Here is a 26538-nt window from a genome sequence, read left to right as displayed (position 1 = left end):
GACGGTCTTGTGGCCTGTCGGGATGCAGCGCGATACCCGGCCCGATGCGGTAGCGGCCCAATGGGCCGCGCCGCACTGGCCGGCCGGCCGCCCCGATCAGTGAAGCAGCGCCAGCCAGGCCCAGCTTGTGAACAGCGACAACGCCGTGCCGATCAGAATGGACGAAGCGACAACCCGCTTCCCGACGCCGTAAAGGTTGGCGAAGATATAGGTGTTCACCCCCGGCGCCATGGCGGCCATGACGATGGCCGAACGGAAGGCGGGGGTGGGAAGCCCGACCGCCAGCCCGATGCCCCAGCTCGTTGCCGGATGCAGCAAGAGCGAACAGACGACGATCAGCGCGATCGCCCGCAGATCGCCCTCGGGCCGATAGTTGCACAGCACCCCGCCCAGCCCGAACAGCGCCGCCGGCAGGGCGGCACGCGCGATCAGATCCAGCGAATCGCCAAAAAACTCCGGTATCGGAAGCCCGGTCAGGTTGACGGCGATACCCGCCAGGATGCCGATGATCATGTTGTTGCGGAACATCGCCTTCAGCACCCGGCCGGGCAGGTTCCGCATCGTGCCGCCGCTCTGCCGCGCCAGAACGGTTTCCATCATGGTGATGCCGATGGTATAACAATAGGCCGAGTTGACCGCGATGATCCCGAAATTCCCGGCCGTCGCATCAGGACCGAAGGCGCGTTCGGTAACCGGGACACCCAGCAGCAGGCCGTTGGCGAACAGCCCGGCGAAGCCGATGGCGATGCTGTCCGTCCATGGCCGGCCGAGAAGAAACCGCGCGCCCAGCAGCGCCGCGAGAAACGACGCGGTGGCGCCACCATAATAGGTCAGGAACAGTGGCAGGGTCAGGATACTGCCGAGATCGAGCGTCGACATCGCCCGGAACAGCAGCGCGGGAATGGCGAAGCTCTGGGCAAAGGTCATCAGCCCGTCGACCGCGCTTTCAGAGAACAGCCCCCGGCTTGTCGCGAGATATCCGAACCCCACCACGACGAAGACCGGCAGGATAGTGTTGAGGACATCGAGCATGATCAGACCTCGTAGCTGATCGCCATCCCGTCATGGGCGGGCAGGACGTTTTCCGGCGTTTCCGCCTTTACGGTCTGATAATCCAGATCGACGTGCATGTTGGTTATCACGGCGCGGCGCGGCCGGGCGCGCGCGATCCATTCCAGCGCCGTTTCCAGATTGGCATGGCTCGGGTGCGGCGCATAGCGCAGCGCATCGACGATCCAGCAGTCGAGGCCCTCCAGCACCGGCCAGGCCGCATCAGGGATGCGGCTGACATCGGGCATGTAGACCAGATCGCCGATGCGGAAGCCGAGCGCATGTATGTTGCCGTGCTCCACCTCGATGGGGGTGAGGGCGATCGCCCCGGCGGCCCCGTCGACTGTGACCGGCCCGTCAATGGTGTGCATGTCAAGGATCGGAGGGTAGTTCGAGCCGTCGGGCTGAACGAAAGCATAGCCGAAGCGCGCGATCAGGCTTGTCTGCGTCGCCGGGTCGGCCCAGACCGGCAGGCGGTGGCGAAGCTGGAAAACGACCATGCGCAGATCGTCGATCCCGTGCGTGTGATCGGCGTGGCCGTGGGTATAGACCACCGCGTCGACGACGCCGATACCGGCGGCGAGAAGCTGGTGGCGCAGGTCGGGGGTGGTGTCGATCAGCACGCGCGTCGCCCGATCACCATCGAGCCGCTCGACCAGCATCGAGCAGCGGTGACGCACGTTTCTGGGGTTGGACGGATCGCAGGCGCCCCAGATATTGCCAACCCGCGGTACGCCGCCCGACGAGCCGCAGCCAAGGATGGTGAAACGCAGCTCGGCCATCAGCGGGGCTTTTCCCAGGCCGCCGCCTTGGCGAACAGCCGGTCGAAATTCGCCGAAGTCCGTGCGGCGAAACCGGCATAGTCGAGACCGAACACTTCGGCACCGACCCTGGCGGTCAGCGCGGCATAGGCGGGTTCGTTCCGCTTGCCCCGGTGGGGCGGCGGGGCGAGATAGGGCGCATCCGTCTCGACAAGGATGCGATCGAGCGGGGCAGCGGCGAAGATTTCGCGAAGCTCCGACGAGCGCGGGAAGGCCGCGATGCCCGACATCGACAGGTAAAAGCCGAGGTCGAGCGCCGTGCGCGCCAGCCCGGCGCCGGAACTGAAGCAATGCATGACGCAGGAGAAGGCGCCGGCGGCATGCTCCTCGCTCAGAATGCGGGCCATGTCATCGTCCGCGTCGCGGGCATGGATGATGAGCGGCAGGCCGGTCCGCCGTGCCGCTTCGATATGGATGTGCAGGCTTTCCTGCTGGCGGGCCGCGCTGTCGGCGGTGTAGTGGTAGTCGAGCCCGGTCTCGCCGATGCCGACGAATTTCGGATGGCCGGCCAGCGCGACAAGCCTGTCGACCGCGATCAGCGGTTCCTCGCCGGCGCGCATCGGGTGGATACCCGCTGCATAGAAGACGGGGTCGAAGGTTTCGGCGATGGCGCGGACCTGCGGCTCGTTGTGCAGCCGCGTACAGATGGTGACCATCCGGGTCACCCCGGCTTCGACCGCGCGGGCGACGATTTCGGCGTGTTCTCCGTCGAAGTCCGGGAAATCCAGATGACAATGGCTGTCGACGATCTGCGGTTGGGGCATCTGCTCGGCTCAGGCTGGCGCGGGCGCTGCCTGTCCGGCCCCCGCATCTATGGTGAGCACGGTATCAAGCAGCAGGGCGGCAGGGTCAAGGTTGACCGAAATTCCCTGCCGCACGCGCGCGCCCTGTCGTTGCTGCACCCCGGCCCAGTAGCGCGCCGCGCAGGCGTCGGGGCAGAGCCGTTGCAGAAGCGCCGCCTCGCCGGGGGTGGCCTCGGGCAGTGGCGGGCCCGCCACGCCGGTACGGGCGAGCCGCGACAGGAAAAGATCGGCGATGTGCAGCGCGCGTTCGATCCCGATCGCCTCGCCGCGGGCGCCGTAGCGTTCGACGAATTGCAACATCGCGGGCCGGTTGATCCCCGGCGCGCGGCCGACAAGCGACACGAGCGCGGCGTAAAACTCCAGCCCGCCCTCGCTTGTCAGCATGTACGCCTCGCCGACCGAGCCGCCCGACAGCGCGGCCAGCGGACCTGCCCCTTCCGGCAGGTCGAGCCCTGCGGCCGAAAGCGCGCCTTGCATGTCATCGACCCCCAGCGTCCGGCAGCGCAGAGTCCGGCAGCGCGAACGGATCGTCGCTAGCAGGCGCGACGGCTGGTGACTGACCAGCAGCAGCACGGTGCGGGCGGGCGGTTCCTCCAGCAGTTTCAGCACCGCATTGGCAGCGGACGGGTTCAATTCGTCGGCTGAATCCACGATCACCACCCGGCGGCCGCCGTCGGTCGACGAGAGCGCGAAAAAACCCTTGAGCCGTCGCGCCTCGTCCACGGTAATTTCGGCGCGCAGGCGCCTTGCCTTGCTGTCCCACGGCCTGCGCAACAGGAAAAGCCGCGGCTCGGACAGTGCTGCCACGCGGCGCGCGACCGGATTGTTCGGATCGATGTCGAGCGTCCGTGGCGGCTCGGGCACACCGAACAGGCCGTCTTTGGTATCGGGTGTGGCCAGCAGGAAGCGGGCAATCCGCCACGCCAGCGTGGCCTTTCCCACACCCCTGGGGCCGGAAATCAGCCATGCATGATGCAGACGGCCCGCATTACAGGCATCGAGAAAGGCGCTTTCGGCCTCTTCCTGACCGAACAATGCGGCGGTTTCGCGCGGATGCGACGCACCGGGCTGCCGGTCGGGCTCGGGGATATCGCCGGCGTCACTCACGATCCCGCAACCGGCTCCGGCAGGCGCGCCAGCGCCTGCGCCAGAACGTCCGTCGCAACCTCATCCTCGGACCGGTTGCCGTCGATCACGATGCAGCGTTCGGGGTGATCGCGCGCAAGGTCGAGAAACCCGGCACGCATGCTGCGCTGCAGTTCCTCGCCGAAATCCTCGAATCGCTCCTCGCTCGTCTGCCGGCCCTTGGCGCGGGCCAGACCGAGCGCCGGATCCATGTCGATGACGAAGGTGATGTCGGGCTCGGTGCCGATCATCATTTCGTGCAGACCATCGACCAGCGCGCGCAGGTTGCCCCGGCTGAGTCCCTGATAGAGCCGCGTGCTGTCGGCGAAACGGTCGGAAATGACCATGCGACCGGCGCGGAGTGCCGGCCAGATCGTCTTTTCCATGTGATCGCGGCGGGCGGCGGTGAACAGCAGGATCTCCGCCTCGGGCGACCAGCGGTCGGGATCGCCCTCGAGCACCAGCGCGCGAATCTCCTCGGCGCCCCGCGATCCACCCGGCTCGCGTGTCAGCAGCACATCGTGCCCGGCCGCTTCCAGCGATGCGGCAAGCCGGCGCGCCTGGGTTGATTTTCCCGACCCGTCGATGCCCTCGAAGGTGATGAACGTGCCGGGGCCTTGCGGCATCACAGGCCCGCGGCCTTGCCGGTGACCTGCTGGAACAACACGTAGGCCGCAGTGGTGACGCGCGGCACGAATCCGCCCCTGGGCACCGCCCGTTCGGCAACGAGGGGGATTTCGCGCGGCTGCAAATCCGGCAGCGAAACGGTAAGCGTACCGATCTGCTGACCCTCCTCTACCGGCGCGTTCAGGGGTGTCCTGTAGGCGATCTCGCCATCGATATCGCCGCGCACGACCGCCGGGACCAGAAGATCGACATCTTCGGCCACGATCATGCCGACCGAACGTTCGGCGCCCATCCAGACCGGCACGGTGGCCAGCCGCGCGCCCTTTTCGGCAACGGTCTTTTCGACGAACTGGCGGAAGGCCCAGTTGACGACGCTCTCCGCCTCCTCGGCGCGCACCGCGTCGTCCGGCAGGCCGGAAATCACGAAGACCAGCCGTCGCTGCCCCTGCACCGCCGAGCCGACCAGCCCATAGCCCGCCTCGGCGGTATGGCCGGTCTTGAGCCCGTCGGCACCGATACCCAGCTTGAGAAGCGGATTTCGGTTGTTGTGATTCGACGGAACCCTTCCGTCGTAGGCAAAAGTCTCCATGGCGAAATAGCCGTAATATTCGGGAAATTCCCGGATCAGCCGCACCGCCAGAAGGCCCAGATCCTCGACCGACATGCGGTGGTTGGGATGCGGCCAGCCGCTTGCGTTGGCGAAGGTGGAATTTCTCAGCCCGATCGCCTGCGCCCTTTCGTTCATCAGCCGGGCGAATCCTTCTTCGGTGCCGGCAAGCCCCTCGGCAACGACGACACAGGCGTCGTTGCCGGACTGGACGATGATTCCCTTTATCAGGTCCTCGACCGTCGGCCGGTCGGTCGCCTCGAGAAACATCGACGAACCACCCATGGAGCGTGCCTTGTCCGACACCGAAAACTGGGTCTCAAGGGTCACGCGTCCGTCTCTCAGCGCCTCGAACAGCATGTTCAGGGTCATCAGCTTCGACATCGAGGCGGGCGGCAGCGGCGTTTCGGCGTCTTTCGACAGCAGCACGGTGTCGGTTGTCGCGTCATAAACCCAGGCCGCGCGGGCCCGGGTTTCGAAGGCCGCGCTTGCAGCGGTCGCAAACAGCGTGGCGGCCAGAATCAGGAGGGTCACAAGTGTTCTCATCATGACCGCCGTTCTAACGCCTTACTGCGCCACCGCATAGGCGTCAGCGAAACCGAGTTCACCTGCCTTGCGCAAAAGTGTGTCGCGCTCGCCCGTACTGGCGGCCGGACCAATCACCACACGCCAGGTTTTTCCTGCCTGGCCATCCTGTGCGTAGACCTCGGGCGGCAGGCCGCTCCGGCGCAGGATCTCGGCGGTTTCCAGCGCATCCCCTTCGGCCGGGTAGGCGCTCACCTCGACATAAGGTTTGTCGGGAGCCGCCGCACCCTGCCCTGCCGTCTGCTGCGTGCCACCGCGACGGAAGAAATTGCGCAACGACCACTTGCGCGGCACGGCTGTGGCCGATGCTGCCGGCGCGACGGCGCCCGCTGCTGCTGCGCCGGACACCTGCTTCGCCCCCGCCACCTGGCCTTCCACCCCCGCCGACAATAGCTCCGCCTCGGGCGTTTCGCTCGCGGGCGCGACCCGGCGCAGTGCCGTGACCTCCAGCACCGTCGGTTGCCCGGCAAGCAATTCCAGCGATGCCGCGGCATCCGAAGACACCTGAAACTTCGGGCCGGGATGCTCGCGCTCGCGCTTGAACAGGGCGCCCGCGACGGACCGGCCATTGGCCGTATTGCGGATCATGACCCGTTCCGGGCTGGAAACATCGGGATAGGCGATCCAGATTCCGCCCAGAGACGGTCGTCCGTCCCACAGCCCCTCGTCCCGCGCGGAAAAAACCCCTGGCGCCTCGACATCGCCCGCCACACCCCCCGCCTGCGCCGGCCGTCCGGCTACGACGGCTTGCGCCACTGCGGCCCGATCCGCACCCGGACCGGTCCCAAGACACCCGGCCAGCGACATCGCCAGCGAACATGCCGCAACCAGCTTGCACCGCGCTGTCTGGCTCATTTCCTGTTCCCTTCCGCCGCACGTTTGCCGTGCGCTCCGGACCGCCCGAGGCCCCGCCGTTCATTGCCGCCAGATTGCACGAAATTGTTTACAAAATACAACCATCACGTGTTTCGCGCGGACCTGTGACCGGCTCTCCGGTTCCGCAGTCCGCACGCATGTTTTGCCGAGCGTTTTGGACACCGGCCCCGAAACCTGATGATCTCTTTGCAAAACATCAGTTTAAATGTAAATGAAAACAGTGTATTAGTTTATTCTTCTTGTGTTTCAACCGGGTACTGTTTAGCAGGTTCATTGCGCATCAGGAAATACGGTGGGTTGGCCGAGCGGTCGAAGGCACTAGTCTTGAAAACTAGCAAGGGGGTGACCCCTTCCAGGGTTCGAATCCCTGACCCACCGCCACTTCGGAACAAAATCGGGAACGCCGGTTGTTTCCGGTTTTTCTCCTTTTGTCGCAACCGGCGTTCGAAGCGGGGTATTTTTGTGCCCTTGACATGGATTGCGTCGTCCGCGACCCCGACATGCTGGGCGAAGGCCCGGATGTGTTCCCTCTCATAGCCGCCCTTTTCGAGCCGCAAACTGCGGCGCGCTTCGCCTGCAGGTTCACGTTACGACCGCGTATCCAACCGAAATCAGTCTCCGCCAAACCCGGCGCGATTCACTCCGAGCCCCCGGGCTATTGAGAAGACACAGCCAAACGTGGCAAACCTGCACGCAGATCGGAAAAAGGGAAAAGAGCGATGTCGAAAAGCCGGCGGAGAATTGCCTGCGTGGGCGAGGCGATGATCGAGTTGTCGCTGGGGGCGGAGGGCGGCGCCGCACGGGTCGGATACGCCGGCGATACGCTGAACACCGCCATCTACCTGAGGCGCGGACTGCCGGGAGATCATGCGGTCGATTTCGTCTCGGTCGTCGGATGCGACCCTCTGTCGGACCGGATGCTTGGATTCATCGCCACCGAGGGTGTCGGCACCGCGCATATCCGGCAGCACGAAAGCCGCGTTCCCGGGCTCTACGCCATTACCACCGACGCGGCGGGCGAACGCAGCTTCACCTACTGGCGCGACAATTCCGCGGCGAGAACGTTGTTCTCGGGCGATGGCGGCGCCGATTTCGCGGCGCTCCAAACCTTCGATCTCGTCTATTACTCGGCGATAACGCTGGCGATCCTGTCCGACACGGCGCGCACCGCCTTTTTCGGCTGGATCGACGCCTACCGTGCAGGGGGGGGCGAGATCGCCTTCGATTCGAACTACCGTCCACGCCTGTGGAAAGACCGGGCGACAGCACGGGAAGCGGTCGAAACCGCCTGGCGGAAATGCGATCTGGCCTTTCCCTCGGTCGATGACGAGATCGCGCTTTTCGGTGACTTCGACGGTGCGGCAGTGTTGCGGCGGATCGAGGGGTATGGCTGCGATTTCGGCGCACTAAAGCGCGGAGGCGAAGGCCCGCTGCCGATCGGGGTGCACCCCGTCGAACTGCCCCTCTTCCGGCGGGCTGACAAGGTGGTCGACACCACGGCGGCGGGCGACAGCTTTGTTGGCGGATTCCTCGCCGCTTACGCACAGGGCCGGACCATCGGCGAAGCACTGCTCAGCGGGCACAACTGCGCCGCCCGGGTCATTGCCCACCCCGGAGCCATCGTGCCGCTTGCTGTCTGGAACACCGACAACCGGTAATCTTGCGGAAGCCATGGAGTGCATCGCCGCTGATTGGTTTCACATCCTGCGGTTTGAGAGGCCAGCATGACCGACGGCTATCCACCCATCGTCAAAGTCCTTCCGCAACACAACCGGTCGTCAGGAGACGCCGGAAGAAAGAACCGACAGGGCAATGCTGTTGGAGGACATGGTTCCGGAACCGTCGGCGATCTGAGCCCGCAACAGGAAGGTCTTTATCAGGTTGTCGAGGTTCTCGCTCACTGCGAATTGTGAAATATCGTCCGCACCGAACGCTCGGTCCGCCTTTTCCCTGAACATGCCGAGTTGCCGTTCGAGGTCGAGCTGGCCGATCGCTTCAGGAAGCCCCAGCGCAGTTTCCATCACTGCCCTCAGCGGCTCCGACCCGAGAATACGATACCATTTGGTATCTTCCGAGGCATCGGAACCCGCTATGTCGGCCAGTTCACGTTGCGCGGTAAGGGCAAGGCGAAGATCCTCATCCTGATCGCCGACGGCTATTTCGAACTGCCGCTCCTGATAGGCCGAGACGATCTGCCCGGCAAAACCGGCAAGACCCGTTCGCGGCAACGTTCCGTTTCCAAAGCCGAAAGCCTCACTGAATTCCTTGTAGCTCTTGTCGGCCAGCCTGTTGGCCAGCGCCGTCTTTTCGCTTGTCCCCTCTTCCAGCACCTTCCTGATGAAGAAGCGGTTGTCGATATCGTTGTCGAGCCCGAACGCCCCCAGCGCCACCTTCAGCAGTCGCCGGTCGCTGACCAGATCGTCGGCTGACCGCACCGATCCGATCCTGTCCGAGAAATATTCGACATCGCGGCGCTGGTCGGCAGAATTCGCATGTGCGGTCTGCTGACTTTCCAGCGTCCGGTTGAGGAATACCCAGCCAGCGTAGCCGCTGATGGGGAGGACAGGTTGAAAGCTCATCGTTCTCTCGCGGCGAAAAGGCGCTCCTCGCGCGGCAGCAAGGTCCGGAGCGCCCTGAGCACCTGATAATGACGGGCTTCGACCACCGCGATCGTCGCGGTCTCCAGATTTCTGCGACTGTCCCGGTCGGTGAAAACCTGGCTCAACTGTTCGATCCCGCGCAGAAGCTGCAGCCTGGCCTGATCGGGTGCGGTATCTCCCGACAATACCAGTTGCGCGATATAGCAGACGCGCCGCACCGGTGTGGTCACCTCCTCGGGATGGATGGCGTCGCGAAGCCGCAGGATGCTGGCGTCGGGGGTCACGATGCTGATGCGGCTGCGCTTTTCGCCGTTTTCAATCACCGCGCCATTGATGAGAACACGCTCTTTCGGGCCGAGTTTGAGAACCAGTCCGGTCACCGTCCGCCCCCCCCGGAAGAGAGACCGCGCATGACAGCCGTATTGATATCGACAAGCACCTCTGCCGCGGCCTCTCCGCGCAGGACCTTGCGGCTGTGCGCAACGACAAATTCATGCAGGTAGAACAGTTGCGCCCGCAGTGCCGGCGGCAAGGCGTTATCCCTGTCGGCAACGCCGGTGGCCAGCACCATCCACAGTCTGCGGTTCTCGTGCAGTGCCTCGGCAAGCGCGCCAACTCCCGCGGCACCCGCGCCGGAAGCCGTTTTCAGCTTCTGAGTCACCCGCACGAACAGGGCATATTCGGTATCCCGTGCGGTTCGTACCGGCGCCGACCGGGCGCCATAGGCCGTTTTGGCCAGATCTACAGCGTTCACAGAGGTTCCCTCCGGCTGATTTCATTCAGGCTTGATCGGAAATGCGGAGTGCCGGGGCGCGGAGACCCACGCCCCGGCGGTCGCCCTTAGCGGAAGAGCGACAGGATGGTCTGCGGCGCCTGGTTGGCGATCGACAGCGCCTGTACGCCAAGCTGCTGCTGGACCTGAAGCGCCTGAAGACGGGCCGATGCCTCTTCCATGTCGGCATCGACAAGCGTGCCGATGCCGGTCTTCATGGCATCGGTCACCCGCTTGACGAACTCGTTCTGCTCCGAGATATGCGCCGCCGAGGCACCCAGTTGCGCCGCGCCGTCCACCGCAGTCTGGATCAGGGCTTCGATCGCGGCGAGCGAGGTATCGGCCGCCGCCGAATCCGAAACGTCGATCGTCGTCAGATCGAGATTGGCCTCGAAATCCACCGATGCGACGGTGATGTTCTTTGCCGTCACCGCCCCGTTCGCCGCCCGGTCGAGCGACGAGAGCACCGTGATATCGCCGCCGGCCGTGTTCAGCAGGTTTGCCCCGTTGAACTGCGAGCCCGAGATGATATCGGTGATCGTCGCCTTCATCTCGTCGATATCGATCGTCAACTGGTCGTGATCGACGTTCTCGCCTGTTGCCGCGACGATCTTCTGCTTCATGTCCTTGAGAATGTCGGTGATCTGTTCCGCCCCGGCCGAGGCCACGGTAACGGTCGATTCGCCGAATGACAGGGAATCGGCGACGGCATTGAAGCCGGCGACATCGGATTCCATCACCTTCGAGATCGCCCACATCGACGAGTTGTCGGATGCGGTGGCGATGGTCTTGCCGGTCGAGATCTCGTTCTGGACGTCGGTCAGGTTGGTGTTGATCGAGCGCAGGGTCTGAAGGGCGACCATGGAGCTGGTATTCGTGAGGATGCTGGTCATTTTCCTGATATCCTTCCTATACGGCGCATTCCGCCGAAGTCATTGCCGGCAAGGCCGGCGTCTCACTGGCGTTCTGCGCCGTACGGACGGCCTGTCTGACCGATCGCGCCACTCTGTCCGAGTGCGCGATCAGTGATGCGCGCAAAGGGCTAATGGAGTCCTAAGCCGTGCCACCGCGATTCCTGGAATTTTAGTCGACTCGCGCATGTCAGGCCCGACGTTCGAACGTGGCGGTCTTTCCGATCAGGTCCCGGCGACAGCCCTGGCTGGTATAGGTATCGAGGTGGCCGACCACGCGCCGGATATCCTCGAGCCGCGTGCGCGCGGCCTGCAATCCTTTCAGCGCTGCAGCGAACAGCGCCTCGTTGCGCTGCGCCTCCTGATGCAACTGTCGCAGCATGTCCGGATCGGTGACCCGCAAACCGGCCAGTCGTTCCGCCAGATCCTGTTTCCTGCCCGACAGCGCCCCGGCGTCGGAAATCCGACCCGACAAGAGCGCCGCCCGCTCTTCCAGCAGCACAAGACGCAGCGCGTTCGGCAGATCATTTTCCATTTCCATCGGCGCGCTCCCTGAGAAATGTGAATATTGATTCGGCAAGGCCGATTCCGCCGGCCGCCGCCATTTCCCGGGCCTGCGCATCGCGCAGCAGGCTGGCGAATTGCGCTTCCCCCTCGCCTCCGCCGAAACTGTCCGAAACCTCGCCGATACCGGCGTGTTTCAGCATTTCGGAAAGAAAGGTCGCCTCAAGCTCCTGCGCCGCAGCGCGAAGCTGCCGATCCCGGACCGCATCCGCGACGCGCGCGTTCGCGGGGCCGACGGGGGAAAAATCGGAAGACAAGGCCATCAACCTCCTCATCGAATGACAACTTCGGCCAAATTAGCCCAGGCGGGGTAAATGATCGGTAACATCTGGCGGTCAGGATGGACGCAGACGAATACAAAGGTCCGAAACCCGCATGGATGCATCCGTTCAATCCACGATACCGCAGCCGACGGCAATTTCGGCCGGCCCGCCCGACCGTCCGCAGAAGGCGGAAAGGAGCGGCGGCAGCGACAGCGCCTTCGGAAAGTACCTCGGCGACAGCCGGGAGCGGGATGAGGCATTCCCCGGCATGACCGTTTCGCCGGCCGAACAACAGCGGCAGGTTGTGGCGGGCACCACGTCCGGTAGGGAACCCTCTGGCGATGCGGTCACGTCCGGTTGCGAAACGCCGGCTCAGGCTCCCGCGACGGGCGACGATGCCCTTCCTGTCGCCGCTGTGCCCGGGAATGCCCGGTCCGACCCGCAGCGGCCCATGGATGCCGGGGCGACGGCAGTGGCGCGCCAGATCGGAGCATCCACCGGCATGGAGCAGGATGCAGCCCAAATGCCCGGGGCGGATGGCTCGGCTTTGCGGCGCACCGTTGCGACGGCATCCGAGGCAATCGCCACGGCGCCCCCTGCCGGCATTGCGAAGGGCGCCGATGCCGCCCTGCAGCCTGCACCGGGAGAGGGGGCGGCAGAACACCCGCAAGACGGCCCGGATGATTCGGGATCGGCCGCCGACCCGGCGGCGCAGCTACCCGCGACAGACGGGAAGGCCGGCACCGCCCTTCCGGATGCCGGCGGGGGGCGCCTTTCCAACGCGTCCGGGGGTGTGGCCCTGGCCGACCCCGAGACCGTCCGGCAGCGCCAGCGCGCCCCGACCGGCAAACCGCAGTCAGTGGCGCCGGCGGAAGAGGTTCCGTCACCCACATCTGCGTTACCGGTGGAGCGAATGCGCGGCGCGCAGGCGCCGTATCTGTGGCGCGTTGGTTTCGAACCCCGGCAGCATGGTTTCGCGGCGACAGACGGCATCGCAATGGCACCCGAAGTCGATCCGGAACGGGCGGTCGATTCCGCGGTACCGGGGGCAGAGACCGGCGCCGCACCCTTCGAGTCCGCCGGCAGATTGTCTGGCACCGGCCCGGCACCGGCCGGAACCTTGCAGCGCCCCGAGTTCCTGCGCGGCGCCCTGCCCCAGATCACCGAGGCAATCCGCGCCGGCAACGACGGGCGACTTGACGTACGGCTGAACCCGGTCGAACTCGGGCGCCTGCATCTTGCCTTCTCGCAATCCGATTCGGGCCTGAACGTCGTAATTCATGCGGACCGGACCGACACTCAGGATCTGGTCCGGCGGCACGCGGACCTGCTGATGCAGGAGCTTCGTTCCTGCGGCTACGACGAGGTGACACTGGATTTCGGCTGGAACGGGTCCGGCCGGTCCGGGCAATCGAAACCGGGCACCCCCTCCGTGCAAGCGGCGCTGGCCGATGCGGCCACCGATGATTCGTTGCCCCGGCAAGGCACCTCCCGACACCATTCCGGCACCATCGACATAAGGCTCTGAAAGCTGCATGACCGACATCACCCCGACAACCGCCACGAGCGGCACAGCCGCCACGACCTCGGCGCAAAGTGCGCGCTCGAATACCATCGCTTCGGATTTCGATACCTTCCTGACCCTGCTGACCGCGCAGATCCAGAATCAGGATCCGCTGAATCCCATCGATTCGACCGAATACGCCACGCAGCTCGCAACCTTTTCGAGCGTTGAACAGCAGGTGCAGACGAACGATCTGCTCACCGCGCTGCTTTCCCAGAACGCCGCGTCGAGCATGGCGCAGATGGCGGGCTGGATCGGTTCCGAGGTCCGGGTCGCCGCCTCCGCCTATTTCGACGGTTCGCCGGTGACCGTTGCACCGCAGCCGCCGAGCCACGCCGCCCGTGCCGAACTGGTCGCCTACGATTCTCTGGGCAACGAGAAGAGCCGGGTCGAAATCCCGGTCTCGGACCAGACGGTGGCGTGGGATGGGCAGGTCGGCAACGGATCGCTGCTGCAAAGCGGAACCTACAGTTTCGAGGTAATCGCCTATGACAGTACAGGTCAGGTGATCGACCGGTCACAGCCGCAGATCTATGCCGCAGTGACCGAAGCGCGAAGCAGCGACACCGGGATACAGCTGATCCTGACCGGGGGCATCTCGGTCGATGTCGACGACGTGACCGCAGTGCGCGCCGGCACCTGATCGTTCACGGCGCGCGTGCGCTCAGATCGACAGGACGAGCCAGCCGACAAGCGCGGCGGCCAGCGCGCCGGCACCGAACCACAGAAGCCCGAACAACAGGCTGGTGTTCCGGGCCACCTGCTCCTGCTCGACGGCCTGGTTGGCCAGCGCGTCTTCGGCCATCTGCGACAGGCGCGGGCCGAACCTCGCCACGACCCGCGCCGCTCTCGCGATGTCGCGCAGCAGGGCGCGCGGCCCGATATTGGTCCTGATATAATCCTCGACAACGGGACGGGCGACATCCCACATGTTGATGTCGGGATAGATCGAGCGCGACACGCCCTCGACCACCACCATGGTCCGTTGCAGATGGATGAGTTCCATCCGGGTTTCCATGCCGAACCGCTCGGTCACCTCGAACAGGTAATTGAGCACCCGCCCGATCGAGATGTCGCCGGCGGACATGCCGAAGATCGGCTCTCCCACCGAACGCAGCGCGCTTGCGAACTCGTCTATATCGCGATCCCGCGGCACGTAACCGGCCTCGAAATGCACCTCGGCGACGCGCCGGTAGTCCTTCTTGATGAAGCCGTAGATGATCTCGGCGTAGACCCGGCGCGTATATTCGTCGAGCCGCCCCATGATGCCGAAATCGAGCGCGATCACATCGCCGTTCGGCGCGATCTTCAGGTTGCCCTGATGCATGTCGGCATGGAACAGCCCGTCGTTCAGCGCCTGCTTGATGAAAAGCCCCAGTATCCGCTCGCCGATCGCCTTCCGGTCGTGCCCCGCCGCCTCGATCAGTTCGATGTCGTTGGCCGAAATCCCCTCGGCCCAGTCGAGTGTCATGACGCGGCGCGCGGACAGGTTCCAGTGCACCGCCGGAACCCGGAATCCCGCGTCGCCTCCGGTCGAGGCCTCGAATTCCGCCGCGAGGGCGGATTCGCGCCGCAGGTCAAGCTCGCCGCGTACCGAGGTCTCGAAATGTTCGATGACACCACTGGGATGGAGCCGCCGCGACGCCGGCGACAGAGATTCGATGATCCACGCGGCCAGATAGAAGGCATCGAAATCCCGCGCGAACTCGCGCTCGACGCCGGGGCGCAGGATCTTCACCGCGACCTCCCGACCGGTCGTCGCGACCCGGGCCTTGTGTACCTGCGCGATCGACGCCGCAGCAACGGGTTCGGAAAACTCCTCGAAAACCTCTTCGACCCTGATGCCAAGCTCCCGTTCCACCGCGTCGATCGCCACCGATCGCGGAAACGGCGGCATCTTGTCCTGCAACACCTTGAGTTGCCGCGACAGGTCCGCGCCCACGACATCGGGCCGGGTCGAGAGGATCTGGCCGAATTTCACATAGACCGACCCGAGCGCCGACAACCCCCGCAACAGCGGCGGCAACGACGGATCGCCTTTCTTGCCCAGCCATGCAAAGGGCCAGACCAGTGTCCGGGAAACGATGCGAATGCTCACCGGCGCGTCGAATGCCTCGAGCACTACGCCCATGGCACCGGTTCGCTGCAGCGTCGCGCCGGTCTGGATCAGACGCCAGATGTTGTGAGGGCCGCGCAAGGGGTCAGATCTTCCATCCCGAATGGAGCGCCACGACGCCCATCGTCATATTCCGGTATTTCACCTGTTCGAAACCCGCCTCCCGGATCATCGCGGCATAACGCTCCTGATCGGGAAACTTGCGGATCGATTCGACAAGGTACTGATAGCTGTCGCGGTCGCCGGTGACCACCCGGCCCATGACCGGGATCACGTTGAACGAATAGCGGTCATACATCCACTGCATGGCCGGGTTCGGAAGCTGCGAGAATTCCAGCGTCATCAGCCGGCCGCCCGGGCGCAGCACGCGGTAGGCCTCGGCAAGCGAATCCTCGATCCGCGTCACGTTGCGGGTGCCGAAGCTGTTGGTGACCACATCGAAGCTCTCGTCCGCGAAGGGCAGATCCATCGCATCGCCGACAACCCAGTCCAGACGGCCCGCCAGCCGCTCCGCCTCGGCGCGCCGGCGCCCTTCCTCAAGCATCTCCGCCGTCATGTCGCAGACAACGGCGCGGGCGCCCGGCGCCCGTTTGAGGAATCGGAACGCTATATCCCCGGTTCCGCCGGCCACGTCGAGCAGGCGCTGGCCGTCGCGCGGCGCCAGCCAGTCCATCATGGCGTCCTTCCACAGGCGGTGAATACCACCGCTCATCAGGTCGTTCATGATATCGTAGCGGCTCGCCACCGACGAAAACACCCCCAGAACAAGACCTTTCTTCTCGGACTCGGCAACGGTCCGCTCTCCGAAATGGGTGGTTCTGCCGGTATCGTCGGTCATGGGCTTGCCCTGTCGTGGATTCGCCCCTTCTTATAGGGTGCTGTCCGGGGGTTACAATGCGCCCCGCGGACGGGTGCGTCGAAGGGGGACAGCTTGCCGGAACTGCCAGAAGTCGAAACCGTCCGCCGCGGATTGCAACCGGCGATGGAAGGGCGCCGGATCGTCGACGCCGAGGTGCGGCGCGTCGACCTGCGGCGACCCTTTCCCGAGCACATGGCCGAACGGCTGCGCGGGCAGCGGGTACTGCGGCTGCACCGGCGCGCCAAATACATCCTCGTCGACCTCGGGAGCAGGGAAACGCTGCTGATCCACCTCGGCATGTCGGGACGCCTGCTTGTCGACATGGCGAACCAGGCGCATTTCCACGATGACCGGGCGCCGGATCGCAGACACGACCACGTGGTGCTCCGGATGGAGACGGGCACGCAGGTCACCTTCAACGATGCCCGCCGCTTCGGCCTGATGGATCTGGTGGCGACCGAACGCGCCGAAGCCCATCCGCTGCTTGCCGGGCTGGGGCCGGAACCCTTCGGCAACGCATTCGACGAAAGCTACCTCGTCCACGCGCTGAGCCAGCGCCGCAGCCCGATCAAGACCGCCCTGCTCGACCAGCGGACGATCGCCGGGCTGGGCAATATCTATGCCTGCGAAGTGCTTCACCGGGCGGGACTGGACCCGACCCGGCGAGCCGACCGGATCGCCGCCGGGCGGATCGCCGGACTTGTGCCGATAATTCGCGCGGTGTTGCAGGAAGCCATCGACGCCGGCGGTTCGAGCCTGCGCGATCACCGGCAGACGAACGGCGAGCTTGGCTACTTTCAGCATGCGTTTCAGGCCTATGGACGCGAGGGGGAACCCTGCCGGACACCGGGCTGCGATGGCGCGATTCGCCGTATCGTGCAGTCCGGCCGCTCGACATTCTATTGTGGAAAATGCCAAAGATAGCTTGAATGCACGCCTGACGATGGTAACCCTTGCCTTCTGTGACACCACGGAAAGGCACGGCCGCATGGCTTTCGAGACACTTATCGTCGAAAATTCCGATCATGTCTGTCTTATCAGGCTCAACCGCCCGGAGGCGATGAACGCCCTGAACGCGCAACTGCTGGGGGAACTCGGGCAGGCCCTGAAAGAGGCCGAGGCGAACGAGAAGATCCGCTGCATTGTACTGACCGGCTCGGACAAGGCCTTCGCCGCCGGCGCCGATATCGCCGAGATGTCGGAGAAGGATTTCGTCGATGTCTTTGCCGCCGACCTGTTCGGCGACAATCAGGCCGACATCCTGCGCATCCGCAAGCCGATCATCGCCGCCGTTGCCGGTTATGCGCTGGGGGGAGGCTGCGAACTGGCCATGATGTGCGATTTCATCATCGCCGCCGATACCGCCAAGTTCGGACAGCCCGAGATCAATCTGGGTGTCGTGGCAGGTATGGGCGGCACCCAGCGGCTGACCCGATTCGTCGGCAAGTCCAAATCCATGGACATGCATCTGACCGGCCGTTTCATGGATGCCGAGGAGGCCGAGCGGTCCGGGCTGGTTTCGCGTGTGGTTCCGGCCAAGAAGCTTCTCGAAGAGGCGATGGGCGCGGCCGGCAAAATCGCGCGCAAGTCGGCACTGACGGCGATGGCGGTGAAGGAAGCGGTGAACCGCGCCTACGAAACCCCGCTGAGCGAGGGGTTGCTGTTTGAGCGGCGCCTGTTCCAGGCCCTGTTCGCAACCGAGGATCAGACCGAGGGCATGCGGGCTTTCGTCGAGAAGCGCGAGGCGCAGTTCCGCGATCGTTGAGGTTTCCTTTTCCTGTTGACTCGCAGGGGCAAGCCACCTAGAGACGCGGCTTCAGGAACAAATCACCGAAATCCGGAACCCGATACACATGGCAAACTCGCCCCAGTCCAAGAAGCGCGCCCGCCAGAACGCCCGGCGCTATGCCGTCAACAAGGCGCGCCGGTCGCGCATCCGCACCTTCCTGCGGAACGTGGAGGAAGCGATCGCCGCCGGTGACCAGGCCGTCGCCGCCGCCGCGTTGCGCTCCGCCCAGCCGGAACTGATGCGCGGCGTATCGAAAGGTGTGCTGCACAAGAATACCGTGGCGCGCAAGATGTCGCGCCTGTCCTCGCGCGTGAAAGCGCTCGGCGCCTGACAGTCGCAGCATCGCGACACCCGCAAGCGCACCCTTTCGGGTGCGCTTTTTCGTTGGGAATCACTGCGGCAAAAACTCCTTAATTTCCGGTTACCCGAACAGCACTTTCCGGATTCGCTGTGGCAAAGGGTGAGTCAAGTTTTAAGTTCGGTTGCACCCCCTCGCGCCCAGTTGGTAGCTTGTCCCTGCGATTCACATCGTCCGGGGGGACATGGATCGGATGCGGGCTGCGCGGGCATTTGGGAAGGTGCCGGAGCGGTTTCGTGACGGATCGGGCTTCCGCCAGCGGCAATTGCGATCCGCTGACGAAGGCGGGCTTTGAAACGGCTTGTTTTTTTGGTTTCAACGCCCATGTCCATAGAGATTCGGAGGCGTCCCGCAGCCGCCATGGCGGCTGTCGGGGTGCTTTTGCAGGGTGTTTGCACCTGCCTTTCCGTGCATTGGATGCGGAAAGCATACGTTTCATCCCCGTTCGGTCGAGCGCAGCGGCAGCGCCAAGGTGTCCCGGAACAGGCAGGTTCGGGTCCCACCGAGGGCATTTGAATGAAACGGACAACAGCACGATGACAAGCGACACCTGGGGACATGTGCGGGACGATCTTCTCAAGGCAGTGGGTAAAAATAATTTTGTGACCTGGATTGAACCGCTGAAGTTCGAGACTCTGGAAGACGGGGTGGCCCGTTTCGAGGTTCCAACCAATTTCATCGGCAACTGGGTATCGCGCAATTTCGGCGACCAGATCCTGCACCACCTTCGCCGCAGCGGCGCGCCGGTCGAGCGCATCGAGTTCAACGTCTGCTCCGCGCTGGCAGCCCAGGCGGCGGCAAAGGCAGGGCCCGCGGCGGAAATGCAGCGCGCGAGACAGGCCCCGGCACGCGCCGGCGAGCCGGCCACGACACCCGAACTTCCCGGAGCGCCGCTCGACCGGCGTTTCACCTTTGCCAGCTTCGTTGTCGGAAAGCCCAACCAGCTCGCCCATGCCGCAGCACGGCGCGTTGCCGAGGGCGGCCCGGTCAGTTTCAACCCCCTGTTCCTTTACGGCGGGGTCGGTCTTGGCAAGACCCATCTGATGCACGCCATCGCCTGGCAGCTGCAGAACGACCGGCCGGATCTGAAGGTGGTCTATCTTTCGGCCGAACAGTTCATGTACCGCTTCGTGCAGGCGCTGCGCGAAAACGGGACGATGCAGTTCAAGGAACTGTTCCGCTCGGTCGACGTTCTGATGGTCGACGACGTGCAGTTCATCGCCGGCAAGGACAGCACGCAGGAGGAGTTCTTTCACACCTTCAACGCGCTTGTGGACCAGAACAAGCAGATCGTCATCTCGGCCGACCGCGCGCCGGTCGAGATCAAGAAGCTGGAGGAGCGGATCGCAAGCCGCCTGCAATCCGGCCTTGTCGTCGACCTGCATCCGACCGATTACGAACTGCGCCTCGGCATCCTTCAGCAGAAGGTCGAGCAATACCGCGAAAGCTACCCCGGCCTGGCGATCCGCAACGGCGTTCTCGAGTTCCTCGCGCACAGGATTTCGACCAACGTCCGGGTGCTTGAGGGGGCCCTGACCAAGCTTTTCGCCTTTGCCTCGCTTGTCGGGCGCGAGATCACGCTCGATCTGACGCAGGATTGTCTGGCGGATGTGCTGCGCGCCTCCGATCGCAAGGTCACCGTCGAGGAAATCCAGCGCAAGGTGTCAGAGCATTACAACATGCGCATGTCCGACATGATCGGGCCAAAGCGCCATCGAACCATCGCGCGGCCGCGGCAGATGGCGATGTCCCTGGCCAAGCAGCTCACCTCGAGTTCGCTGCCCGAGATCGGGCGCCGCTTCGGCGGGCGGGCCCACACCACCGTCATGCACGCGGTGCGCCGGATCGGGGAACTCAAGGCCGTGGACAACCAGATCGCGGAAGATGTGGAACTCCTGCGCCGGATGCTGGAGGCCTGAGCCGCATCCGGCCTTTGCCCGACCAGAGCGTGGCGAATAAGCACTTGTAAGGCGGGGCGAAAGCGATAGGGTGGCGGTCCCGGTGGAAATGGGAGCGGGTGCATGAAGATCAGCATCGAACGCAGCGACCTGCTCAGGGCAGTGTCTCAGGCGCAATCCGTTGTCGAGCGGCGCAACACGATCCCGATTCTGGCCAATGTGCTGATCGAGGCCGAGGGCAGCACGGCCAGCTTCAGGGCGACCGATCTGGATATCGAGGTGGTGGACAGGGCGCCGGCGCAGGTCGAGCGGGCGGGCGCAACCACCGTTTCGGCCGTCACCCTGCACGAGATCGTCCGCAAACTGCCCGACGGCGCGCTGGTGCGGCTGAGCGACGACGGCACATCCGGACGCCTGACCGTCGAGGCCGGGCGCTCGCATTTCACCCTTGCCACGCTGCCCAGGGAAGACTTCCCGGTGATGGCGAATGCGGAATATACATCGAATTTCGCCGCACCGGCACCTGTCCTGCGGAGGCTGTTCGACAAGTCGAAATTCGCCATTTCAACCGAAGAGACCCGGTATTACCTGAACGGCGTCTACATGCATGTGGCCGACGGTGAATCGGGCAAGGTGCTGCGCTGTGTCGCGACCGATGGCCATCGCCTCGCGCGGATCGACGCGGATCTGCCGCCCGGCGCCGAAACCATGCCTGGCGTGATCGTTCCGCGCAAGACGGTGGGCGAGTTGCGCAAGCTTCTGGACGACGACGAGGCGCAGATCGCCGTCTCGGTCTCGGAGACCAAGATACGTTTCGCCACACCGGAAATCACCCTGACCTCCAAGGTCATCGACGGGACCTTCCCCGATTACGCCCGGGTCATCCCGGTTGGCAATCCGCGCCGGCTGGAGGTGGACGCGGCCGAATTCGCCCGCGCGGTCGACCGGGTCGCCACGGTTTCGTCGGAGCGCTCGCGCGCGGTGAAACTGGCACTCGACGAAGACAGGCTGGTGCTTTCGGTCAACGCGCCCGACAGCGGCGCCGCCGAGGAAGAGCTTTCGGTCGCCTATGGCGACGAGCGGCTGGAAATCGGCTTCAACGCGAAATACCTGCTCGAGATCGCCAGCCAGGTCGACCGCGAGAATGCGGTCTTCATGTTCAATTCCTCGGGCGATCCGACGCTGATGCGCGAAGGTTCCGATACCAGCGCGGTCTATGTCGTCATGCCGATGCGCGTATGACCCGCCACCGCCCCGCGCCCACAGGACCCTGAGACCGGCATCATGGCCGGTCTCTTCCTGTCATCGCTGACGCTGTCGCATTTCCGGTCGCACCGGTCGGTCCGGCTTGCGGTCGGGCCGGAGCCGGTTGCCGTGTTCGGGCCGAACGGATCGGGCAAGACCAACCTGCTCGAGGCCGTTTCGCTGCTGTCGCCAGGGCGCGGCTTCCGGCGCGCCACCACCGATGAAATGAGCCGCTGCCCCGAGGGGCTGGGCTGGAAGATTGGTGCGCTGGTCGGATCGCAGGGCCGAACGCACGAAATCGCTACCTGGTCGGAAGGCGGCAGCGGGCGGCAGGTGGCACTCGACGGCAAGGCGGTGCCGCAGATCGCGCTGGGGCGTGTCGTCCGGCTGGTCTGGCTGGTTCCCGCCATGGACCGGCTGTGGATCGAAGGCGCCGAGGGGCGCCGCCGGTTCCTCGACCGCATGGTGATGAGTTTCATCCCCGATCATGCGGAAGCGGTGCTGAACTATGAAAAGGCGATGCGCGAACGCAACAGGTTGCTGAAGGATCAGGTGCGCGATGGCGGCTGGTACGGGGCGCTGGAAGCGCGTATGGCGGCCGAGGGCGCGGCAATCCAGGACAATCGCCTGAGCGTCATCGCCCGGATAGAACGGGCGCAGCAGGGTTCGCGAACCGCCTTTCCCTCGGCACGGCTTGCGCTTTCGGGGCCCGAGGAAGAGACCCTGCCCCTGACCCGGGAGGATCTTCTGAGCGCGTTTTCAGAAAGCCGTCGTGCCGATCTGGTCGCGGGGCGAACCCTGCGCGGGCCGCATCGAAGCGATCTGGCGGCGCTCTATTCCGCCAAGGGGGTTGCGGCACGCCTCAGTTCCACCGGCGAACAGAAGGCGCTGCTGCTGTCGCTGATCCTGGCCAATGCACGGGCGCTGGCAGAGGATTCCGGCGCCCCGCCCCTGCTGTTGCTCGACGAGGTTGCCGCGCATCTGGACCTCGACCGCCGTGCCGCGCTTTACGACGAGATTGCCGCCCTTGGGGCGCAGGCCTGGATGACCGGAACCGGAGCGGAGCTGTTCGCCGAACTTGGCGACCGGACACAGCGGCTCGAAGTCCACGATACCGACGGCACATCGGACATCCGCATGCTGTGATCCGATTCGGAGGTTGCAACGGCAGATAAAGCCACTACCTGCCAAGGAACCGTTGCCTGAGCGGCGGAAGAAACCTCTTGCCCATATCGGCGCGGGCCGGCAGGCCGCCGCATCTCCCACCGAACCGGACGAAACGCCGCTTTTCACAGTGAACGTATAAAGCGCCCGGCGTGCCACCAAATATTGTGTCTGCCGCGTGACATTCCATCACCGGGCCGATATAAAATGCTAACGTTATCAAGGATTGACCGAATGGCAGACGACGCGACCAAGCCGGAAGAGTATGGCGCAGAATCGATCAAGGTTCTCAAAGGGTTGGAGGCAGTACGCAAACGGCCCGGCATGTATATCGGCGACACCGACGACGGCTCGGGCCTGCACCACATGGTCTACGAGGTCGTCGACAACGGCATCGACGAGGCGCTGGCCGGCCATGCCGATGCGGTCACCGTCACCATCAACCCCGACAGCAGCGTTTCGGTAACCGACAACGGCCGCGGGATCCCCGTCGACATCCACCCCGAAGAAGGTGTCAGCGCTGCCGAGGTCATCATGACCCAGCTTCATGCCGGTGGCAAATTCGACCAGAATTCCTACAAGGTTTCGGGCGGATTGCACGGGGTTGGCGTTTCGGTGGTGAATGCGCTGTCGGACTGGCTCGAACTGCGCATCTGGCGCGACGGCAAGGAACATCTGGCCCGCTTCGAGCACGGCGACTGCACCGAACATCTGCGGGTGGTCGGCCCGGCGAACGGCCGCAGGGGGACCGAAGTCACCTTCATGGCCTCGACCCGGACCTTCTCGAACCTCGACTATTCGTTCAAGACGCTTGAAAACCGGCTGCGCGAACTGGCCTTCCTGAATTCCGGGGTTCGCATCCTGCTGCGTGACGAAAGGCCCGGCGAACCGCTGGAAGCCGACATGGTGTATGACGGCGGCGTGCGCGAATTCGTCAGGTACCTCGACCGCCACAAGACACCGGTGATGGACGCGCCGATCTATATCGCCGGCGACCGCGACGGGATTGGCGTCGAGGTCGCAATGTGGTGGAACGACAGTTATCACGAGACGGTGCTGCCCTTCACCAACAACATTCCCCAGCGCGACGGCGGCACCCATCTGGCGGGGTTCCGCGGTGCGCTGACCCGCTCGATCAACCATTATGCCGGTGTCAGCGGCATCGCCCGCAAAGAAAAGGTCAACTTTACCGGCGACGACGCGCGCGAAGGGCTGACCTGCGTTCTGTCGGTCAAGGTGCCGGATCCAAAGTTCTCGTCCCAGACCAAGGACAAGCTTGTCAGCTCCGAAGTGCGCCCCGCCGTCGAAGGGCTGGTCAACGAAAAGCTCGGCGAGTGGTTCGAGGAGCATCCCACCGAGGCAAGGAGCATCGTCGGCAAGATCATCGAAGCGGCGCTGGCGCGCGAGGCGGCGCGCAAGGCGCGCGAACTGACCCGGCGCAAGACGGCAATGGATGTCGCCTCGCTTCCCGGCAAGCTGGCCGATTGTCAGGAAAAGGACCCGGCGAAATCCGAGCTTTTCCTGGTGGAGGGCGATTCCGCCGGCGGCTCGGCCAAGCAGGGGCGCCATCGCCTCAATCAGGCGGTGCTGCCGCTTCGCGGCAAGATCCTGAACGTGGAGCGGGCACGATTTGACCGGATGCTCGGCAGTCAGGAGATCGGAACCCTGATCACCGCGCTCGGCACCGGCATCGGCCGCGACGAATTCGATATCGACAAGCTGCGCTACCACAAGATCATCATCATGACGGACGCGGATGTCGACGGCGCGCATATCCGCACGCTGCTGCTCACCTTCTTCTTCCGCCAGATGCCGCAGATCATCGACCACGGAAATCTCTTCATCGCCCAGCCGCCGCTGTACAAGGTCAGCCGCGGCAAGTCCGAGGTCTATCTGAAGGACCAGCCGGCGCTCGACGATTACCTCGTCGAGATGGGGGTCGAGGGCGCGCGCCTCCGGCTCGGCTCGGGCGAGGAAATCGTCGGGCAGGACCTTACACGCGTGGTCGACGATGCCCGTCAGGTGCAGCGTCTGCTGCAGGCATTTCCGACGCTTTACCCGCAGCATATCCTCGAACAGGCGGCGATCGCCGGCGCCTTTCTTCCGGGCCGTGTCGAATCCGATCTTCAGGGGGTTGCCGACCGCGTGGCGGCGCGGCTCGATGCGGTTTCACTGGAATACGAGCGCGGATGGCAGGGCCGCCAGACCCAGGACGGCGGTATCCGCCTCGCCCGCATTGTGCGCGGCGTCGAGGAGGTTCGGCGCCTCGACGGGCCCGTGCTGCGCTGCGCCGAGGCCCGGCGCCTTGGCACCCATACGGCCGCCCTTCAGGAGGTCTATGCCCGAACCGCGACGCTTCTGCGCCGCGACCGGACGACGGACATTCACGGACCGGTCGGATTGCTGGACGCGATCCTCGAGGAAGGGCAGCGCGGGCTCACGCTCCAGCGCTACAAGGGTCTGGGCGAAATGAACCCGGAGCAGTTGTGGGAAACCACCCTCGACCCCAACGAACGCCGCCTGCTGCAGGTCCGCGTCGACGACATGGCCGAGGCCGACGACATCTTCACCAAGCTGATGGGCGATGTCGTGGAACCTCGCCGCGAGTTCATCCAGACCAACGCGCTGAGCGTCGAGAACCTGGATACCTGAGCGATACGGCATTTCGGCCACGAGAATCGATCGTTCGCAAGCGTCGGCTGGGCGGAACGAAGCTGCCGTTCTTCTTTCGCCCGGAACAGCCGCTTCAGCGTATTCCTCCGGCGAGGGCCGTCTGACGGATTATGCGTTTCGGTGATAGGTCCGACCTTATGCGCGACCTTACATCCGAATCCCAGATTGAAGTTTTGTCCGCCGCGGACGGCGTGCGTCGGCGGCATTGGAGCGATGCGGACAAGATCCGGATCGTCGAGGAGAGTTTTTCCGGACATCGCCAGGTAAGCGCGACGGCGAGACTTCATGGCATTTCGCGGTCCCTGCTAACGGTCTGGCGGCGACAATACCGCAACGGGGAACTCTCCGGCGCGGGTTCGCCGGCGTTCATTCCGCTGACGGGTTCTGCCGAGCCACCGGCTATGGCATCACCGGTACCGGTGCCGCCGAATCCGGAAGCCCGGGTCGAGATCGCCTTGAGGAACGGGCGCCAGCTTGCTGTCCCGGCCAACGTGGATCCGGTGGCGCTGGCCCGGCTCCTTTCCGTGGTGGACGGCCGATGATCGCGTTTCCGGCCGGCGTGAAGGTCTGGATTGCGGGGGGCGTGACGGACATGCGGCGGGGCATGAACACGCTGGCGCTGCAGGTCCAGCAGGGGCTCGGGCGCGATCCGCATGCGGGCGAGATATTTTGCTTCCGTGGGCGCCGGGGCGATCTGGTGAAACTGATCTGGCACGACGGTGTCGGCATGTCGCTCTACACCAAGCGGCTGGAGGCCGGTAAATTCATCTGGCCGGCGAGCGGATCCGGCGAGGCGGTTCAGGTATCCGCGGCCCAGTTGGCCTATCTTCTGGAAGGGATCGATTGGCGCAATCCTCGCTGGACGCAACGCCCTGCAAAAGCGGGATAAATCGGCTTCATCAGCCTTTTTCCAATGTGCTTTGCTGGACCGGCATGGTAGGTCTCAGCCATGTCCGAGACGGCCTCAGAGATCGAGAAATTGCTTGCCGCACTCGCTGCGGCCGAGGGGCGTGCGGCGGCCGCCGAAGCCGAACTCGCACAGGCCCGTGCGGTGGTCTCGACCTCCGAGGCGATGATCGCGGGCCTGAAGCTCGAGATCGCGATGCTCAAGCGCGACAAGTACGGCCACAAGGCCGAGCGCACCGCTCGGCTGATCGACCAGCTCGAACTGCAGCTCGAGGAGCTGGAAACCGCCGCGGCCGAGGATGCCATCCGGGTCGAGAAGGCGGCAGAGAAGACGACGAAGGTGGCGTCCTTCGAGCGCCGCA

General features: G+C 64.7%; 27 protein-coding genes, 1 tRNA gene and 1 pseudogene. 14 read left to right on the top strand and 15 right to left on the bottom strand.

The genetic code is table 11. The annotated features are described in order from the left end of the window. Positions 1–96 precede the first annotated feature (96 nt). The 7 genes from ACK5IR_RS04630 to ACK5IR_RS04600 are packed head-to-tail and all read right to left on the bottom strand — an operon-like array spanning position 97 to position 6473. Entirely contained in the window at positions 97–1032 is a 936-nt protein-coding gene (locus ACK5IR_RS04630) for an AEC family transporter (RefSeq protein ID WP_416926391.1), read from the bottom strand. A 2-nt stretch (positions 1033–1034) separates the two neighbouring features. Next, positions 1035–1832, bottom strand: a complete 798-nt coding sequence (locus ACK5IR_RS04625) for an MBL fold metallo-hydrolase (protein WP_416926389.1) — start codon at positions 1830–1832, stop codon at positions 1035–1037. Then, the gene (locus ACK5IR_RS04620; RefSeq protein ID WP_416926387.1) at positions 1832–2635 is read right to left on the bottom strand and encodes a TatD family hydrolase; all 804 of its coding nucleotides are present in this window, start codon (positions 2633–2635) and stop codon (positions 1832–1834) included. Before ACK5IR_RS04620 ends, ACK5IR_RS04625 begins: the two co-directional genes overlap by 1 nt. Positions 2636–2644: 9 nt before the next feature. After that, positions 2645–3781, bottom strand: a complete 1137-nt coding sequence (locus ACK5IR_RS04615) for a DNA polymerase III subunit delta' (RefSeq protein WP_416926385.1) — start codon at positions 3779–3781, stop codon at positions 2645–2647. Next, positions 3778–4425: a dTMP kinase gene (gene tmk, locus ACK5IR_RS04610; protein WP_416926383.1), complete on the bottom strand. Its 648-nt coding sequence runs from the start codon at positions 4423–4425 to the stop codon at positions 3778–3780. Before tmk ends, ACK5IR_RS04615 begins: the two co-directional genes overlap by 4 nt. Then, positions 4425–5582 (bottom strand): D-alanyl-D-alanine carboxypeptidase family protein, encoded by a 1158-nt coding sequence (locus tag ACK5IR_RS04605; RefSeq protein ID WP_416926381.1) that lies wholly within the window; start codon positions 5580–5582, stop codon positions 4425–4427. The genes tmk and ACK5IR_RS04605 overlap by 1 nt, the downstream gene beginning before the upstream one ends. 18 nt (positions 5583–5600) lie before the next feature. Then, complete coding sequence (locus ACK5IR_RS04600) at positions 5601–6473, bottom strand: SPOR domain-containing protein (protein ID WP_416926379.1); 873 nt, start codon at positions 6471–6473, stop codon at positions 5601–5603. Between the two features lie 312 nt (positions 6474–6785). Between ACK5IR_RS04600 and ACK5IR_RS04595 the strand changes: the two genes are divergently transcribed. Beyond that, positions 6786–6875 (top strand) — tRNA-Ser (locus ACK5IR_RS04595). A 338-nt stretch (positions 6876–7213) separates the two neighbouring features. Next, positions 7214–8152, top strand: a complete 939-nt coding sequence (locus tag ACK5IR_RS04590; protein ID WP_416926377.1) for a sugar kinase — start codon at positions 7214–7216, stop codon at positions 8150–8152. A gap of 120 nt (positions 8153–8272) precedes the next feature. Here the strand turns inward: ACK5IR_RS04590 and ACK5IR_RS04585 are convergent, their stop codons facing one another. The 6 genes from ACK5IR_RS04585 to ACK5IR_RS04560 form a co-directional block, all read right to left on the bottom strand. Continuing rightward, the gene (locus tag ACK5IR_RS04585; protein WP_416926375.1) at positions 8273–9073 is read right to left on the bottom strand and encodes a DUF1217 domain-containing protein; all 801 of its coding nucleotides are present in this window, start codon (positions 9071–9073) and stop codon (positions 8273–8275) included. After that, positions 9070–9474, bottom strand: coding sequence for a flagellar biosynthesis repressor FlbT (gene flbT / locus ACK5IR_RS04580; protein WP_416926373.1), 405 nt, complete (start codon positions 9472–9474; stop codon positions 9070–9072). Before flbT ends, ACK5IR_RS04585 begins: the two co-directional genes overlap by 4 nt. Continuing rightward, on the bottom strand, positions 9471–9848 hold the full coding sequence (gene flaF, locus ACK5IR_RS04575; RefSeq protein WP_416926371.1) for a flagellar biosynthesis regulator FlaF: 378 nt from the start codon (positions 9846–9848) through the stop codon (positions 9471–9473). Before flaF ends, flbT begins: the two co-directional genes overlap by 4 nt. 86 nt (positions 9849–9934) lie before the next feature. After that, positions 9935–10759 (bottom strand): flagellin, encoded by an 825-nt coding sequence (locus tag ACK5IR_RS04570; protein ID WP_416926370.1) that lies wholly within the window; start codon positions 10757–10759, stop codon positions 9935–9937. 208 nt (positions 10760–10967) lie between these two features. Continuing rightward, positions 10968–11318 carry a hypothetical protein gene (locus ACK5IR_RS04565; RefSeq protein ID WP_416926368.1) on the bottom strand — a complete coding sequence of 117 codons (351 nt, stop codon included), beginning with the start codon at positions 11316–11318 and terminating at the stop codon, positions 10968–10970. Then, positions 11302–11604: a rod-binding protein gene (locus ACK5IR_RS04560; protein ID WP_416926366.1), complete on the bottom strand. Its 303-nt coding sequence runs from the start codon at positions 11602–11604 to the stop codon at positions 11302–11304. Before ACK5IR_RS04560 ends, ACK5IR_RS04565 begins: the two co-directional genes overlap by 17 nt. A gap of 112 nt (positions 11605–11716) precedes the next feature. Between ACK5IR_RS04560 and ACK5IR_RS04555 the strand changes: the two genes are divergently transcribed. Both ACK5IR_RS04555 and ACK5IR_RS04550 read left to right on the top strand, forming a co-directional pair. Then, positions 11717–13132 (top strand): flagellar hook-length control protein FliK, encoded by a 1416-nt coding sequence (locus ACK5IR_RS04555; RefSeq protein ID WP_416926364.1) that lies wholly within the window; start codon positions 11717–11719, stop codon positions 13130–13132. 7 nt (positions 13133–13139) lie between these two features. After that, entirely contained in the window at positions 13140–13811 is a 672-nt protein-coding gene (locus ACK5IR_RS04550) for a flagellar hook capping FlgD N-terminal domain-containing protein (RefSeq protein ID WP_416926362.1), read from the top strand. A gap of 21 nt (positions 13812–13832) precedes the next feature. On the opposite strand, the gene ubiB is transcribed toward ACK5IR_RS04550, so the two are convergent. Together ubiB and ubiE are read right to left on the bottom strand one after the other, a co-directional pair. Then, complete coding sequence (ubiB, locus tag ACK5IR_RS04545; RefSeq protein ID WP_416926360.1) at positions 13833–15365, bottom strand: 2-polyprenylphenol 6-hydroxylase; 1533 nt, start codon at positions 15363–15365, stop codon at positions 13833–13835. A gap of 4 nt (positions 15366–15369) precedes the next feature. Then, the gene (gene ubiE, locus ACK5IR_RS04540) at positions 15370–16122 is read right to left on the bottom strand and encodes a bifunctional demethylmenaquinone methyltransferase/2-methoxy-6-polyprenyl-1,4-benzoquinol methylase UbiE (protein ID WP_416926358.1); all 753 of its coding nucleotides are present in this window, start codon (positions 16120–16122) and stop codon (positions 15370–15372) included. A gap of 93 nt (positions 16123–16215) precedes the next feature. Between ubiE and mutM the strand changes: the two genes are divergently transcribed. The 10 genes and pseudogenes from mutM to ACK5IR_RS04490 form a co-directional block, all read left to right on the top strand. Continuing rightward, the gene (mutM, locus tag ACK5IR_RS04535) at positions 16216–17067 is read left to right on the top strand and encodes a bifunctional DNA-formamidopyrimidine glycosylase/DNA-(apurinic or apyrimidinic site) lyase (protein ID WP_416926356.1); all 852 of its coding nucleotides are present in this window, start codon (positions 16216–16218) and stop codon (positions 17065–17067) included. Positions 17068–17131: 64 nt separating this feature from the next. Then, a complete protein-coding gene (locus ACK5IR_RS04530) occupies positions 17132–17908 on the top strand; it encodes an enoyl-CoA hydratase (RefSeq protein WP_416926354.1) in 777 nt (258 codons plus the stop codon). Between the two features lie 88 nt (positions 17909–17996). Then, positions 17997–18263: a 30S ribosomal protein S20 gene (gene rpsT / locus ACK5IR_RS04525; protein ID WP_416926352.1), complete on the top strand. Its 267-nt coding sequence runs from the start codon at positions 17997–17999 to the stop codon at positions 18261–18263. 563 nt (positions 18264–18826) lie between these two features. Then, a complete protein-coding gene (gene dnaA, locus ACK5IR_RS04520; RefSeq protein ID WP_416926350.1) occupies positions 18827–20209 on the top strand; it encodes a chromosomal replication initiator protein DnaA in 1383 nt (460 codons plus the stop codon). A gap of 102 nt (positions 20210–20311) precedes the next feature. Beyond that, positions 20312–21430: a DNA polymerase III subunit beta gene (gene dnaN, locus ACK5IR_RS04515; RefSeq protein WP_416926348.1), complete on the top strand. Its 1119-nt coding sequence runs from the start codon at positions 20312–20314 to the stop codon at positions 21428–21430. 42 nt (positions 21431–21472) lie between these two features. Next, on the top strand, positions 21473–22579 hold the full coding sequence (gene recF, locus ACK5IR_RS04510; protein ID WP_416926346.1) for a DNA replication/repair protein RecF: 1107 nt from the start codon (positions 21473–21475) through the stop codon (positions 22577–22579). Positions 22580–22831: 252 nt separating this feature from the next. Next, positions 22832–25249: a DNA topoisomerase (ATP-hydrolyzing) subunit B gene (gene gyrB / locus ACK5IR_RS04505; RefSeq protein ID WP_416926344.1), complete on the top strand. Its 2418-nt coding sequence runs from the start codon at positions 22832–22834 to the stop codon at positions 25247–25249. Positions 25250–25407: 158 nt separating this feature from the next. After that, complete coding sequence (tnpA, locus tag ACK5IR_RS04500) at positions 25408–25812, top strand: IS66-like element accessory protein TnpA (RefSeq protein WP_416926342.1); 405 nt, start codon at positions 25408–25410, stop codon at positions 25810–25812. Next, positions 25809–26159 carry an IS66 family insertion sequence element accessory protein TnpB gene (tnpB, locus tag ACK5IR_RS04495; RefSeq protein WP_416926340.1) on the top strand — a complete coding sequence of 117 codons (351 nt, stop codon included), beginning with the start codon at positions 25809–25811 and terminating at the stop codon, positions 26157–26159. The genes tnpA and tnpB overlap by 4 nt, the downstream gene beginning before the upstream one ends. Positions 26160–26219: 60 nt before the next feature. Continuing rightward, positions 26220–26538: pseudogene (locus ACK5IR_RS04490) on the top strand (IS66 family transposase); the annotation flags it as partial.

It is taken from the genome of Tropicimonas sp. (genome assembly GCF_047971885.1).
Lineage (GTDB): Bacteria > Pseudomonadota > Alphaproteobacteria > Rhodobacterales > Rhodobacteraceae > Tropicimonas.
The sequence above is the reverse complement of the archived record's forward strand: the minus strand, read 5'-3'. Positions and strand labels throughout refer to the sequence as shown.